This window comes from uncultured Ruminobacter sp. (assembly GCA_902764345.1).
Lineage (GTDB): Bacteria > Pseudomonadota > Gammaproteobacteria > Enterobacterales > Succinivibrionaceae > Ruminobacter.
Window position 1 is genome coordinate 35435 of the sequence record CACWVT010000007.1, and the last position, 16021, is coordinate 51455.

Consider the following 16021-nt stretch of genomic DNA (forward strand, 5'->3'; position numbering starts at 1 on the left):
ACGGTGGATTTTGGGACAGTGTGTAATGTATTACAGGGAATGAATGCATTATGTTTTTCTTTTAAGACTTTTGCAATATTCCGGATTAGGACCGTATATGGTTAAAGATTGTCCAGAAAACCTTTTAATTTCAGTCAAGTTAGGATAGATATCTCATTAAATGCCGTTTCGTATGGTTTTATCAGATATCGTGGGCTATTATTATAAGGGGTTCGTGCGTAATGTCCCGACATCCGTATCATGCATGGTACGGGGATTCTTTGTGTATTCTGAGAAATATCGGTTAATATTTATCTGCGGTAATACGGGCGGAGAAATCAGAATGAATCAGTCATGTTTTTCAGACGTGGTGCGAACTTCCTAAACGTTATGATTTGGATAATGAGTTACACATGGAGTTGAAGGCGATAAGATGATATCTCGTCTTTACCTTTTTTTATTTCTTTCTTTTCTGCTGCTGTGCGGTGCCGGAAACTGTTTTGCAGATACCGCGTACGACGCTGATTATAACGTGCACAGACAGATTGAGTTTAAGAATGAATATACCCGTCAGGAAGAGGATCTTAATGAAGGTGTTCCTGAAGAGGTTCTTAACCGTGCTGTAAAATACAGGGTTGAATGCCGCAGGAGCAAGGTAAGGGATAATATAGAGGCCTATCTTTCAACACTTCCTGAATTAAAGCGCATAAGCTTCAATACCCATCATTCATCTGTTTATAAAATTGAAGAAAAGGTAAAGAGCGCCGTAAAGGTATACGGGTACTACCGTCCGGTCATAAAGATGACCTTTAAATCAAAGAATTCCTCTGTTCTTTACGTGCACGTTGATCTCGGTAAGCCGGTATGGATAAAGGATACGCACATCGAGGTGCTGGGGGAGGCACTGACCGATCCCGGGTTCATGAGGGTATTCAGAGAAAACAAGCTGAAGCCTTATACGATCCTGTCTCACGATGCCTACGAAACAATAAAGGCCAGGGTTATGACCACAGCTCTTACCCGCGGCTACTTCGATTCTCATTTCATAAAATCCCACGTATACGTGGATCCTACCGAAAACAGTGCGGAAGTGTACCTCGTGTTCAACAGCGGCAAGAGATACAGATTCGGAGCAGTATCATATACCGGGGATACCCAGTATGTTCCGGCCATAGAACCTGTTGTGGATATTGAGCCGAGTGACAGATTCAATACAGAAAGGATTTCACGGGTAAGCGGTAATCTGTATGATACGGGATACTTTGCCGATGCCGAGGTACATCCTGTTCTTGAGGAAACCGAGGATTATGAGGTACCGATAAATATCCATCTCAAGAGAAAGAAATTCAATGTGGTCGAAACCGGTATAGGCTATGCCACCGATGAAGGTGTTCGCGGAAAGGTCAGATGGAATATGCCTCTTCTTAATGAAAGAGGGGATTCCCTGATCATGCAGTTGCAGATGTCTCAGGTTAAGCAGGAGTTTCTCGTAAGATATAAGATACCTTACAGAAATCCTCTTACCGATTATTTCTATCTGCAGGCGCAGCAGACTCATGATGAGCTGAACGATACCAAGGATGACGTGACATCGTTCCAGGCGCATTACGTGACCAAGGAACATCGCCCGTGGTCAGTTGATTACGGTTTTAACGTTCAGTATGAAGATTATACCCAGGGCATGGAAAAAGGAAACGCATGGACAATAGGACCTAATCTCAGGGTTAATTTTGCCAGAGCCTTCCCTCGTGTTGATGCCAGAGTCGGTGAAAATTATAACTTCAGGGTCGCCACTTCCGCTAAAAACATTGGTGCTGACGTGACGTTTGTTCAGCTGTATTCATCAGCGAAGTGGATGTTCAGTCCTACCCGCGATTCCAGATTCCTGATGCGCTTTGAGCAGGGGGTAAATGTCGGTCCTGACGCCGAGAGCGCTCCTCCTTCATACAGATTTTTCGTGGGCGGTGACAATTCCGTGAGAGGTTTCGGTTACAAGACCGTTTCAGACAGGGACAGAACCGGCAAGCTTGCAGGCGGACGTTACATGACCACGGGGTCTGCGGAAGTTCAGATTCCGGTAATAGAGGATCTGCGCTCTGCATGGTTTATTGATGCCGGTCAGGCAACAAATAATTATAAGAGCGACAATACCGTGGTAGGTGTGGGTACAGGTATAAGATACGTAACGCCAATCGGACTTATTAAGGTGGATCTCGGCTTCGGCGTGTCTGAAACACACATTCCGTTCCATTTGCATTTCGGTATAGGTCCGGATATCTAGTGATTTGAATTTAAGTTTTGGGCTCAGACAGCGGTTTAGGTTTAACAGTTATGCAGAATCCAGAAAAACCATTGGAAGACAGTGAAAAAAATGTACCGGAGGTACTTAAAAAGTCCCCGGGCAGAATCAGAACCATTCTGTTGAAATTATTCAAATGGTTCACCGTGGTGTTTTTTTCACTGCTGAGTATTCTGATTGTATTAACGGGGTTTTTCTTTTTTACCCATACGGGCTCGGAATTTCTGTGGAACCGCGTGAAGGGAACTGTTTCCGGTCTTGACGGCGAGATGTCCGACGGTAATCTTGCCAACGGCTTCCGCATGAAGAACTTCAGGCTTGATATCGAGGATACCATTCATGTCGGAGCAGGTAATCTGGAGATTAAGTACTCCGTCTGGGATTTGCTGTACGGTCAGCTCAACGTAAGATATCTTAAAACCTCAGACGTGCTACTGGTTCTTGGCAACAGACCGGATAATCTTCCCGTAATCGGAGAATTTCTGGAAAGACGTCTTTACGAAAATTATTCATTTGCCCAGAATGAGCAGGGGGATATGGTAAGAATAAGAGAATCCGCACCGGAGCCGGATCCTACGCTTATATACATGCCAGCCCCGAATGTCGTCCCTGAAGCACCGGAGACGGAACAGGCTGAGGAGGATAACGGAGAAAGATTTGTTCTGGACATGCCGGTAAACCTCAGTGTAAAGAATATTGAAATCGATCGCTTCCTGATGCTCTCCGACATCATTGACGTGGCCGTGGAGAAATGTGAGGCCTCAGCCTCCATGAACCACACGGTTCTCAATGTTGACTATCTGTCTATCACTTACGGTGATTCACTGCTTCACGGAGAGGATCGTGAGGCTCTGCTGGCAATGAGGGCAGGCGGTGAGGAGATAACCTATGATTCTCTTCTTTCACTTCATCCTGAATATGCATCCCGAAACGTAAACACTGATGAGCTGAACGGCGAAGATAATGCCGCTTCCGCTACGGAGTCCGATGAGTCTTCAGTGGCAGACGGCGATTCTGTCGCAGGGACGTCAGAGACTGCTGACACTGCTGCAGCTGCGGAAAAAGCGGATAAAACTTCAGATGCCGTGAGCTCAGGAGCGGAACAGGATCAGGTTACGGAGCTTGAGGCCATGCTGAATGATCCGTATGACCGAAAGGAGATTGAGGCCAGAATTCAGCCTCTTTATACGGTTATTCTGCCTTTTGATCTTTACGTCGAAAAGGTAACCTTGAAAAATTCAAGATACCATATGGATTCATTTGATACCGGAATTTTCAGCGGCGGATTCAAGATGACTTTCATCGGTCCAGACATTCATGTGGATCGCCTGTACATAGATCATGAACTGGGGCATGCCGAACTCCAGGACAGTGACATGACCCTTGACGGGTATTATCCGATAGAAGCTCATTTACAGGCCTCATCCAATAATCAGGAATGGTACGGTCTGCTTCATAACCATACTCTGGAAGTCAATGTTGTCGGTGATCTGGCAGATCTCAGTTCCGCGCTGCATGTCAGGGGCTCAATTGATGCAGACATAAGAGCCAGAAGCAACGTATTGGCTCCGGGACTTCCGTTTAATGCCGACATTGACGTTAAGCATGCGTTCTGGCCGCTTGATTCCGAAAACATTGACTATGCTGCCGACAGCGTTAAGTTTCATGCTGACGGATCCCTGAGGGAGATTGCCGCCACCTTTGACGGAATGGGGATCATCGTGCATGATTACCCGGTCCTGAATCTCAGTACCGGGTTCGTAACCGACTTCGGTTCAATTGACGTCAGTAAGTTTGAGGCAACCTCTGAAGTCGGAGACAAAGTTTCGTTTTCGGGAAAGGCCATCTGGCAGGGGCAGTATTCCTTTGACGGAAAACTCGATGCCGACATTGTTGATCTCGGGAGATATCTGCCTGAGTACGAAGGACATTTCAAACTCGGGATTACCCCGTACGTACATTACCAGAGTCTTGATGAATGGTTCGTCAGACTGTCGCGTCTCGGTGCATCCGGAGAGATTCTCGGATATCCTCTCTCTCTTACTTCCGGCAAATTTGAGATGAATTCTTCCCTCAAGGGGATAATAGAAGGCGTTCATCTGGTCCTCGGCAATGACAACAGTGTGGATGTTTCCGGAAAAATCAATAAAAAGGCTGACATTTTGGTAAACATTGATCTTCAGGACATAAGCACCATATTCCCTGAGTATTACGGTGTAATCAATGGTACCCTGAAGATTGACGGAGAGCTTTATTCTCCGGTTGTTTCCCTGAAGGCCTTTGCCAACGAGTTCGTGGCACATCATTTCCATGTGGCGAACACCGATCTGGATCTTCAGGCTTCCTTTAAGGATCTGGTTCTTACCGACAGCAGACTGAGACTCTACATGGAAGAGCTTAGAAAGGGTAAGAACTCCTTCATTAAGGATCTTGATGTTACCTTCAGCGGCAGCGAGGCTAAGCATACGCTTAAGGTTAAGACCGACAGCATGGCAGGCCCCGTCAGTCTGAGGCTTGACGGCGGAATGAACAGCGGGCGTGACCTCTATACCGGTACCCTGCAGGATTTCAGTGCCAGGGCAAGGGCAAGGGACATATCCGTCGGACTGAAGAACCCGGTAAACTTCAGACTTAAGCTGCAGCCTGAATTTTCCGCAGTCATACTCTCTCACACCTGGCTTGTGAATGACGTGAAGATTAACATTTCCGAAGGCCGTTATTCGTCAGCCAGATCTGAAATCAGCCTGGATATTCCTGAACTTGATATGATGCATTTTAAGAAATTCCTGCCAGCCGGCTTCATGATTGACAGGCCATTGGGAATTCATGTCCATGCAGGTCTTGACCGTAACAGTCCGTTTGCCGTCGTTAAGCTGAAGGAGGGGGCTAATGCTCTCTACTACAACAGGGAAAGACTGGACATTAAAAATCTGGGATTTACCGCGGATTTCCGCAACGACAACCTTAAAACCTCTCTTGTTGCCGATTTCGGCAAGCTGGGCAGCATTAACAGTCTGTTGAACATTAATCATCTTTCATCCGAACAGACACTTGGCGGCAGTCTTGACATTACTGCTCTCAACATGATTATGCTGCAGAAATTCTCAGAAGACATCAATTCATCAGACGGCATACTGAACGCCCACGGCCGCTATGCCGGAAGTCTGGGTAATCCAGCCTTCTACGGACAGCTGAAGATTAACGAAATGAGCATCAATCCGGCAGCAGGCATCGGCTCCATTAAGCACATTAACACCACGATGGATGTGGACGGCCGGAGTGCTCAGGTAAATTCAAGTTTCAGCTTCAATGAAAAGTACGGTAACGTCAATGGTCAGATATCCTGGGAAAACGGCTTCAGGGCAACGATAGCCGTTAAGACAGATGAACTGCCGATTCAGCTCATGGGGTATGGCGATGCACTCGTGAAGCTTGATCTCAAGGGTAAGTTCACCGACAGGTATAGCAGTATTAGCGGTGATGTGGAGGTTCCGTCAGCCAGGATCAGAATAAAGGATCTGCCTGCAAGCTCCGTATCCGCATCATCAGACATAACCGAATATACCAAAGACAAGGACGGTCTGGTGGTGGAAGAGGAACAGTATACGCTGCCGTTCCTCATGAGTGTAAACGTGAAGCTCGGACCTGAAATCAGAATTAACGCCCTTGGCCTGAAGACCAAGCTTGGGGGGACTCTGAAGGTAAGACAGCGTACCAACAAGCCTCTTTCCGTACTCGGTAAGATTGAACTTGAGGACGGTACCTTCAGGGCTTACGGGCAGAATCTGCTGATTGAGCAGGGTGTGATTGCCTTTATCGGTGATCCGTCAAGTCCGAACCTCAATATCCGAGCCATAAGGAATCCTCAGTCAATGGAGGATGACAACGTAACCGTAGGTATTAACGTGTCAGGCAATGCCAACAGTCCGAACGTAAAGATTTTCTCCCGTCCTGAAATGAATCAGAGTGAGGCTCTTTCATACCTGCTCCGCGGACGCGGACTTGATCAGACCAACGGCAGCAGTGACATGGCTACCCAGCTGCTGCTCGGTGTGGGCCTGATGCAGACAAACAGCGTGCTCGGAAGCATGGGTGAGGTTATGGGACTCGAGGAAATGTCCCTGGATTCCAAGGGTGAGGGTGATGATACCTCCGTGGAGGTTTCAGCCTATATACTTCCTAAGGTTCAGGTGGCTTACGGCTACGGCATATACAACGCCGTGTCTGAATTCCGTATCCGTTACGAGATGTTTCCGAGATTCTACATAGAAGCCCTAAGCTCCATCGAACAGGCAGTGGATGCAGTATACAAGTTTGATTTTGATTTCTAAATCCGACTTGCGTTAATACCGCTCTTCAAGGACGGTATTCTGAAATCAGCGGGCCTCCCCGGATGTCCTTCCCGGGGAGGCCCGGTTATTTTCCGATAAACGGAATGTGTGATTGATCAAAAAAAAGCGATGTGCAATAATGCAGGCAGAATTGAAGTGCAGGTGCGGCTGTGACTGATTGCCGTCGTCTGCCAATTGTTTTTGGGGAACATCTGCGGTCCGGAATCATCCGTTACCGCATCAGGACAGAGATAACGATATGACCAGCAGCAAACAGATTCTTCTGATTAATGATATTTGCGGTTACGGTAAAGTGGCTCTTTCAGCCATGATTCCGGTACTTACCAATATGGGGTACCATATTTACAATCTTCCAACGGCTCTGGTTTCAAACACGCTGGAATACGGTAAATTCAGAATTCAGGACACCACGGACTACATGCGTGATTCCATCCGCGTATGGCGTGAACTCGGTTTTAAGTTTGATGCCGTGTCAACCGGTCTCATTACCTCAACCGCACAGGCGGATCTTCTTATTGATTTCTGCAGCGGTGAGGCTGAAAAGGGAGTTCTTATTTTCGTCGATCCGATAATGGCCGATAACGGTTCTCTCTATAACGGCATGACCATGGAAACGGTAGCCAACATGAAAAGACTCATGTCCGTTGCCTACTGCAGCGTTCCGAACTATACCGAAGCCGTGTATCTGGCAGATGCTGAATACAAGGATGATCTCACGGAGGCCGAGGTGTTTGAGCTGATTGACCGTCTGAGAGCACTCGGTTCCAAGTCAGTTGTAATCACAAGCTGTCACGTTGAGGGAAGCGAGGCCGTTGCCGGCTACAGTGCCGAGCAGGATGAGTATTTCGTGCTTCCTTATGTTTCCGTGCCGGTGTTCCTTCCGGGAACCGGTGACATCTTCCTGTCTATTCTCATGGGCAGACTGCTTCAGGGAATGTACCTTAAGGCTGCGGTTTCCGACGCCATGGTTTCTGTAAAAAAGATGGTTATCAGGAACAAGGACAACGATGACAAGTTCAAGGGAATCAGAATTGAAGCCTGCCTTGACGTGCTTCAGTAGTGTTTTTTTTTTGAAGATGTCTGCATAAAACACCGTTTTATGCGACATGTCATGGTTAAAGATCTTAAAATTATCCGGAAGGGACTTTTAAAACCTGCCGGATTTTATTTTTCCGGATATCTTTTTTCGGTTTTTTTATAATTATCCGCACTTTCCCTTAATGAGTGACGGATTGTCTGAACGGGACGGCTGAATGATTAATGTTATTTGGGGATGGATGATTCTTTTAGGAATCCTTTCCGCACTGATAAGATGTTTTTTCGGGGAGATGCAGATTGAAGACTTCCTTCGGGAATTCTTCGGTTCAGCAGAGCTTTCCGTCAAGGTTATAACCGGGCTTCTCGGCATGACCTGTCTGTGGATGGGGATCGCTTCAATCATGGAATCGGCAGGGCTCACCTCAAAGCTTGCCAGACTGCTTGAGCCGCTCTTCAGGATAATAATGCCCGGGATACCCAAGGGGCATCCTGCCATCGGCAGCATTACCATGAACATGTCCGCCAACATGCTGGGGCTTGATAACGCCGCCACTCCGTTCGGCATCAGGGCCATGAAGGATATGCAGACGCTGAATCAGAATCCGGACACGGCAACCGACAGTCAGATTATGTTTCTGGTGATAAACACGTCTGCCATCACCATATTCCCCGTAAGCATCATCATGTACAGAACTCAGTTCGGTTCGGCAAGTCCCACCGACGTCTTTCTGCCGCTTCTTCTGACTTCTGCGGTTTCAACGGTAGTCGGTTTTCTGGTTACGGCCTTTATCCAGAAAATCAACATTCTGAAGCTGCCGGTTCTTATTGCATTTACCTTCCTTCTGGGACTTATTGCCGGGCTTGGCGTCTGGGCCGTGCGTGCCGGCGAAAATCTGACTCATCAGGCCTCGGTGTTCAGTGATGTCTGCATGGTAGGTTTTGTGGGTGCGGTGATTGCCTACGGACTTTTTCTCAGAAAGAAGGTTTTTCAGGACTTCATAGACGGGGCAAAGCAGGGATTCGGTATCTGCGTGGACATCCTTCCGTATCTTGTAGCCATGCTTTTTGCCATTGCGGTATTCAGAAGCAGCGGACTTCTGGAACTGGTGCTCAGCGGACTGCGAAGCTTCTTCAGTCTGTTTCTGGGTGAAACCTCATTTATTGACGCACTGCCGGTAGGTCTCGTAAGACCCCTGTCGGGAAGCGGCTCCCGAGCTCTTCTTCTGGATATTTTCAATGTCCACGGACCGGACTCTCTCGCCGGACACATTGCTTCCATCATGCAGGGATCAACCGAAACAACCCTGTACGTCATAGCCGTATATTTCGGGGCCGTGGGCATTACCAGGGTACGTCATGCCGTGTTCTGCGGTCTGCTGGCGGACCTTGCAGCCGTAGTGGCGGCCGTGGTCATCGGGTACATGTTTTTCGGTCAGTAAAGACGGTTTTCTGCCGTGATGTTTGAGGGAAAGTCCCCCGTACTGTATAATCTGTCTGTTGGCGGTGCTGGCGCACCGTCCGATTCAGGTACTGTTTGAGGATGCACCGTGAGCTTCAGATTTAATTTAAGACGTGCATATTTCGTTTCCGGTTATGCACATACGTATGAAGATTTAAAAAAGATTCAGGGAATCAGTTACAATCATCATGATGACAGTTCCGTAAAGGATCTCGACATCGTAAAAGCCATTCCCATGATGATGCGGCGCCGTCTCAACGCCTCTGGCAAGATGGCTGTTGCCGTTTCCATGGAGGCCTTCAGACATTTTGAAATCGACAAGGTGATTTATGCGAGCCGTACCGGTGAAACCAAAAGATGCATATCCCTTCTTCGGGACGTACGCATGGACGGAGGTGTTTCACCGACCGAGTTTTCCGCATCGGTGCATAACGGCAACATCGGCGTCTTCTCCATAATAAACGGATTTCACGGTGAAACGACCGCAGTAAGCGCTGCGGAAAATACCCTCGGGGCAGCTCTGGCCGAAGCCTATGCCTCTCTCTACGGTGAGGGCAGAAGCAGGGTTCTGGTGGTTATCTATGAAGAGGATCTGTCAAACAACATTATGCCGATACCTCAGAAGGTGTTCTATAACGGATCATTTGCCTGCGCCCTTGTTCTTGAAAAGTGGCAGGCGGACGTAAGCTCGGTGGATGATTTTCTGGCAGCGGACAGCGCCGGGGGCGAGGCTTCTGATGTTGCTCCGGAGCATTATTTTGAATTTGATTACGTTAGGGAAGGTTGTACGGATCCCGTGGATTTCTTCAGGGATCTGAAGTTTGTGAACCCTGATGAAGATGAAAATCACGTAGCGGAACGGGAATCGTAACCGGGACTGGTGAACCATGAGCAGAATGGTCTGGCTTTTAAGAAGTGCGGCAACCCTGATTGTTTTCGGGGTGTTTTCCTTCGGGGCGATCTTTTTCGGTGTGCCTGTTTTTTTTCTGCTGACTCTCGTTATCAGGAACAGAAGACGTCGCTGTCTGGTGCTTAGGTTTCTCGTGAAGACGGGGTTCCGTTTCATAATTTTTATTTCCGGACTCATGTGTGTCTTCAGGGTGCGCTTCGCCGTATGCGACGAAGCCCCGGAATCAGCGGGGGAAGAGCACCTCCGCTTTGTTTCCGGACGCGAACTCTTTGCGGATATTCCGGAAAACCGCTCGGTCATAATCGCCAATCACCCGACTCTGGTGGACTATGTCATTCTAACGTCTGTAATGAACACGAATGTTAATTCGATGGTAAAGAAGTCTCTTACCGACGGCTTTATGCGACACGTCATCAGTCATCTGGGATACGTTAACAATCAGTCTCCGTTTGAAGATGTTGCGGCAGCCGCTCAGAGCGGTGACAATCTGCTGATATTTCCCGAGGGCAGCAGAACCCGAGGGGATATAACATTCAGACGCGGAGCGGCCAATCTGGCAGTGCGCCTTGACATGGACATTGTTCCCGTTTTCATATACTGTTCAGAACCGGATTATCTGAGTCGGGGATTTCTTAACATTTCCGCACCTTCACACGTGCCATGTTTTTACGTTACAAGGGGTAAAAGCATCAGGCCTTCCGATGTTAATGCGGGTGATTCCCTTCCTCCTGCCGTGATGGCCAGACATTTCAACCGTTATCTGGAGGAACTGTACCGCCACAGGCTTCCTCGTTTTGCCGAAAGAACCGTCAGTGAGGCCGGTTCAGACAGATGAGCAGGTATCTCATTATTTGACTGATGATTACTTTTAAGCTTGTAAAAAATGGTATGAATTGCTCAAAAAACAGCTTAAATCTAAAATAAGAAACAGAATTGTGCGGTTTGTTTTTATCCGTTCATTCTGAGTCTTTCGTCTCTGAATGTTCTTCACGAAAACAGACCTTAGGAATTATGAATCGTTATTAAGGACTGATGACAGATGAATTTATCCAAGTTAACTTTGTCTCTTACCGCTCTTATGTATGCGGGATACGGTGTTGAGGCCCTGGCGGATGAACCGGAAATACTGAGGGTCATTGATCAGAATCAGGCAGGTTCCGCAACCTCCTGTCTGGTGATGAGCCAGAATCCTGATACTGCCGGTGTTACCGACAAAGCTCTGAAGAATCTTGTTGAGGTTACAAACCTTGCAACCGGCAAGAAGGTTGATGCCGGCGTGCTGATCAACGGCAGAAACCTGTGTGTTTCCGATCTTGATTTCGGAACTGATTACCGCGTTACCGTAAAATCCGGATTAAAGACGGCACAGAATACCCGACTGACCCATGACGTTTCCGTGGAATTCAAAACATCCGATCATCAGCCCGTGATAAGTTTCCGTTCAGGCAACATCATTTCAGCGGCCTCAAAGGAAAAGAAGGTAGCCGTTGAGACGGTTAATCATGACAGCTTCAGGGCCGTGCTCTACCGCATTTCCAAAAATGACCTTCCGGGGTATCTTTCAAAGGCTACCTCAGAGCTTGAATACCGCTGGGAGCTTACCGACTATCTCCGTAATCACGGTATCTTTGAGGGCTCAAAGGTTTACAGGGTAAACAGTAACGCAAACAAGAAGCAGGTTACCCTGGTTGACATCAACGATATTTCCGCAGGAGCCGGAGCCGGCGTCTACGTGCTTATCATAACCGACAGGGATGAGTGTGCCGACGGGGACGAATGCATCACCTATGCCTCAGATCATTTTGAATCCATGTTCCTGGCAAAATCAGTTGTCGTTACGGATATCGGCATGACGACCTACCGCAGAAACGGCGGTATTGACGTGGCAGTAAGATCCTTAAGCTCAGCAAAGCCGCTTGCAGGCCTCAAGGCAACTCTTCTCAGTACAAGCAGTGAGGTTCTTGCCACAGCGGTTACCGACAGGGACGGCTATGCGCACTTCAACAGAAAGGCGGTATCCGGCACCAATGCCCTTACCCCGGCAGTCATCAACGTATCCGGAAACAACGACTTCTACAGTCAGGATCTGCGTCTCAGTCCGCTGTATCTTGAGGGCGTGAAGACCTACGATGAGGATGCCATCGATTCCGATTACAATGTCTTTGCCTACACCGACAGAACAATGGTGCGTCCGGGCGAAACCGTAAACTATCACGCCATTGTCCGCAACAAAAATTTCCGGGCTGCCGATCTCAAGGCACTGAAGCTCATGGTATACAGACCTGACGGGCTTCTTTATCAGGAAATACCTCTAAGCAATCCTGCGGCCGGAGCCTTTGATTATGACTTCGCCTTTGACGAACATGCGGGACTCGGTAACTGGAAGTTTGTTCTTGGTTTTGACAAAAAGGTCACTCTCGCCAGCACAAAGGTTCTGGTGGATAATTTCATTCCTTCCTCAATCGAAACCGAGGTTTCCGACGTGGGCAGGGTACTGCCTGACAACGGTGCGGTAAAGGTTAGCGCAAAGTACACCTACGGTGCACCGGCTCCGGACATCAATGTGTCCGGATATTACAGCGTGGAACCGGACAATCATCCTGTTGAGGCTTTCAAGGATTATTATTTCGGGGTGAACAGCCGTCAGTTTTCCGAATATACCGTTCCCGGAAACCTCGAGGATGCAGTTACCGGAGCCAACGGTGAGCTTCTCATAAGCTTTAATCCTTCAAACTTCTCCGGGGAATATCCTCAGAAGATAAGATCGGTAATAAATTTCCTTGATCCTAATTCAAAGGTTCTCGGCAGGGTGGCCGAATTCCGTGTTCCGTTTAAAAAACCGATCGTGGGCATAAAGACTGATTTTGACAAGGGTGATCAGCTTACCTCTGATTTCTCCGTGATTCTTGCTGATCAGGCAGGCATTCTTCATGAAGGCAGGGTTGAGTATTCCATATTCAGAAGAAACGTTTCATATCAGTTCGTGCACAACAGCAACGGCTGGTATTATCTCAGAAACGAATTTCTCTCTCCGGTAACCGCCGGTACCCTGGATCTGAAGGCTGATGCGCAGTCAGGCAGAATTAAATACAAATTTGACGGTGGCAGCTACGTCATCAGACTTAATCATGACGGTCTGGAGACCTCCACGGATTTCTATGCCGGCTCCTGCTCCGAAATGGATCCTAAGTATCCTGACAGATTCGAGCTCTATACCGACAGGAAAGTCTATAAGGCAGGTGAAACGGCATATCTCGAGTTCGACAGCGGTTATGACGGTTATGCCGATCTGATGTTCGACACTCCTGTTCCTGAGATGGTTCATTATGAGATTAAGAAGGGGCATAATAAGCTTCCGCTGAAGCTCGGCAACGGCTTCGTGCGCGGCAGCTATGCGGTTCTTTCCACTTATGCGTCTGCAGAAAGCAGACATCTCGGAACCCTGCGTTCCATCGGTATCGCCTACATAGAGCCTGATACCTCCGCCGCAACACTCACCGTTTCCGCAGATGTTCCGGAGAAAGTGAAGCCTAATTCCGGCCTGGACATTACGGTTAAGGTTGACAATGCCGACAAGGATACCTACGTGGCCGCTTCCCTCATTGACAGGGGTATTTTAAGTATTAATGGTCAGAAGGCTCCTCATCCGGAAAAAACGATGTACAGCCACAGATACTTTGACACGGCCATTCTGGATCCTTATGCCTATGTCATGAAGAACGTAAACCGTGACGGTCAGGGCTACGGTGATGACGTGGATGAGTTCTTCGTTGACAGCGTGTCCCTCAGCAACATTACCGATAACATGCTGTCTCACCACATTGCCAGGGTGAAGGTTGAAAACGGTCAGGCTAAGCTTCATTACGATCTCAAGGACGTAAGCAGTACCGCCGCACTCATGATTACCGCCTGGTCTCCGGACAAGCTCGGTTCCTATGAAAGGGACGTGGTAATCAGGGACAGTGCGGTAAGCAGACTGATTATGCCTTACTATCTCCATAAGGGGGATTCCATCGAGGCGCAGCTGTCCGTAAACAATCTGAGCGGTAAGGCAGGTACGTATACCTACGGCATTACCTGTCGCGGAAGCTTAAAATGCGGAGCAGAAGGCAAAGTTGACGTTGCCGACGGCGGAATCGGCACTGTTCCGGTAACGGTTACTGCTGAAAATACCGAACCTGGCTACATAAAGCTTGACGTAAAGTCCGACGGTTACGGCTTCTCAACCGAGAAGGAGGTGAGCGTTATCAATCCTCTGACCAAAGCCGGTGAAAATAAAATCATTGTTCTGGCTCCGGGGCAGAAGAAGAACATAGTCTTCGTGAATCAGTATGCCGACGGTGCTGATGCCGTGGTGAAGTTCGGCCGCTTCCCTCTTTCCGATACCTCGGAAATCGTGAAGGACGTTCTTTCCGACAATTCCATGTTCTCCGGCATCTATACCCAGGTTTCAAACGGACTTACACTGCTTACCGTCCTGAACGGCATGGAAAAGTCAGGAGTAAAGGATAACGCCGAGATCCGTGATATCAGGAAATACCTGAGTGACAGGGTATCGCTCATTGAATCAAGATTCGACGCATATGGTTCATTATCCGACGTGCCTTATTCATATGATGAAAATCAGTATGCATACGCCTATGCCTCTCTGTTCCTCATCGAGGCCAACAACTCAGGGTTCGGCGTCAGCAGGACGGTGCTTGACATAGCGAAGACCAAACTCATGGAACTGCAGAACAACGGAAATGAAAACGTTGCTTCCCTCGCCATGTATGCTCTGGCCAGAATGGGTGTCAATGTTAAGACCAATGCGGTTTACAGATTTGATGCCTTAAGTGAAAAGGAAGATCAGCCTGTGGAATCATTCGCTCATTACGCCGATATTTTCGGACTGTACGGAGATAAGACAAGACGCACAGCAGCTCTTGAACGCGGTATCGGTCTTCTTGCCTCCATCAATGCGAAGTATAACAACACCCGTACCCTTTCGGCCCGTGTACTGGATGACGTAGGTCTTGCCAAGAAGCTCCTCGGTTACTTCCCGTTCAATATCAACTACATGAATCATGAGGTTCTTGCCCTTATAAGATCCTCAATGAAGGCAGGGTATTCCGAAGGCCTTGACAATCTTTACGGCTACCTCAATGCTGACGAGTACTACACTGCCGCATGTCAGTATCTGATTGCGGACATCTCAACCATAAACAGGACTCCGGCATCAACCGAACGTCTTAAGGTCGCCAACAATACCGTGACCGTTGAGAACAAGTCCTCCGAAACCGCAATTGCCACCGTCACCGTGGATGATTACGTGCAGAAGCTGCCTATTGCCACCGGCGGAGTAACCGTAAGTCAGCGTTACTATGACAGCACCGGTAAGGAGCTCCGCGGTCCGATAAGCCTCAAGGTCAACGAGGAGATTCTTGTTGTTAAGGAATTTAAGTCCAACAGTTTATTCAGAGGCGTGGTTACCTCCGAAAACAAGCTGCCTGCAAATACCGTTCTTGTAAGGGTATATAACGGCAGTGACGAGGATCGTCTTGCCGGAAAGGTGCAGAAGGGCTCCATCGGTTATCCGACGGTTACCAAGGGAGATACGGGTTTTGTGACCACTCACAGTGTATACGGTACTCAGAGCGTGACCGTGGCCTACGTGATAAAAGGTGCTCACAAAGGCAGCTCCGTGGCTCTCATGACCGGTTCATATCTTGATCAGCTGGGAACCAGAATGTATCTGTCCTATGACCCTGCCGTGACAATAACCGTCAAATAGAGTTTCCTTCTCAATGCCGGAAGGGGATAACTCCTGAGGGAGTTATCCCCTGAAAATGAAACGGCGGAGAGTATGGGCTCCCTAAACACGAAAACAAAAGGCTCCGAATCTCCCTAAACTTTGTTGTAATTCATATGTTTAGGACACATAAGACCGAATTTCAAATAACGTGAGGTTCGGTCTTTCTATTTCTCGATTTCACTTAGGATAA

At 48.2% G+C, this 16021-nt stretch carries 7 protein-coding genes; all 7 read left to right on the forward strand.

Annotated features, from left to right (window positions below):
• The first annotated feature begins 412 nt into the window (after positions 1 to 412).
• The 7 genes from QZU58_RS02585 (at position 413) to QZU58_RS02615 (ending at position 15810) form a co-directional block, all read left to right on the forward strand.
• The gene (locus tag QZU58_RS02585; protein ID WP_294494545.1) at positions 413 to 2260 is read left to right on the forward strand and encodes an autotransporter assembly complex family protein; all 1848 of its coding nucleotides are present in this window, start codon (positions 413 to 415) and stop codon (positions 2258 to 2260) included.
• 50 nt (positions 2261 to 2310) lie between these two features.
• Positions 2311 to 6609 (forward strand): translocation/assembly module TamB domain-containing protein, encoded by a 4299-nt coding sequence (locus tag QZU58_RS02590; RefSeq protein ID WP_294494547.1) that lies wholly within the window; start codon positions 2311 to 2313, stop codon positions 6607 to 6609.
• Positions 6610 to 6868: 259 nt separating this feature from the next.
• A complete protein-coding gene (locus tag QZU58_RS02595) occupies positions 6869 to 7690 on the forward strand; it encodes a bifunctional hydroxymethylpyrimidine kinase/phosphomethylpyrimidine kinase (RefSeq protein WP_294460924.1) in 822 nt (273 codons plus the stop codon).
• Positions 7691 to 7883: 193 nt separating this feature from the next.
• A complete protein-coding gene (locus tag QZU58_RS02600; RefSeq protein WP_294494549.1) occupies positions 7884 to 9107 on the forward strand; it encodes a nucleoside recognition domain-containing protein in 1224 nt (407 codons plus the stop codon).
• Positions 9108 to 9215: 108 nt separating this feature from the next.
• Complete coding sequence (locus tag QZU58_RS02605; RefSeq protein ID WP_294460927.1) at positions 9216 to 9998, forward strand: beta-ketoacyl synthase chain length factor; 783 nt, start codon at positions 9216 to 9218, stop codon at positions 9996 to 9998.
• A gap of 16 nt (positions 9999 to 10014) precedes the next feature.
• The gene (locus QZU58_RS02610) at positions 10015 to 10872 is read left to right on the forward strand and encodes a lysophospholipid acyltransferase family protein (RefSeq protein ID WP_294460930.1); all 858 of its coding nucleotides are present in this window, start codon (positions 10015 to 10017) and stop codon (positions 10870 to 10872) included.
• Positions 10873 to 11076: 204 nt separating this feature from the next.
• Positions 11077 to 15810, forward strand: a complete 4734-nt coding sequence (locus tag QZU58_RS02615) for an MG2 domain-containing protein (RefSeq protein WP_294494550.1) — start codon at positions 11077 to 11079, stop codon at positions 15808 to 15810.
• Positions 15811 to 16021 lie beyond the last annotated feature (211 nt).

Coding starts and splice junctions, on each gene's coding strand:
- QZU58_RS02585 (WP_294494545.1), top strand. CDS start 413: ATGATATCTCGTCTTTACCTTTTTTTATTTCTTTCTTTTCTGCTGCTG.
- QZU58_RS02590 (WP_294494547.1), top strand. CDS start 2,311: ATGCAGAATCCAGAAAAACCATTGGAAGACAGTGAAAAAAATGTACCG.
- QZU58_RS02595 (WP_294460924.1), top strand. CDS start 6,869: ATGACCAGCAGCAAACAGATTCTTCTGATTAATGATATTTGCGGTTAC.
- QZU58_RS02600 (WP_294494549.1), top strand. CDS start 7,884: ATGATTAATGTTATTTGGGGATGGATGATTCTTTTAGGAATCCTTTCC.
- QZU58_RS02610 (WP_294460930.1), top strand. CDS start 10,015: ATGAGCAGAATGGTCTGGCTTTTAAGAAGTGCGGCAACCCTGATTGTT.
- QZU58_RS02615 (WP_294494550.1), top strand. CDS start 11,077: ATGAATTTATCCAAGTTAACTTTGTCTCTTACCGCTCTTATGTATGCG.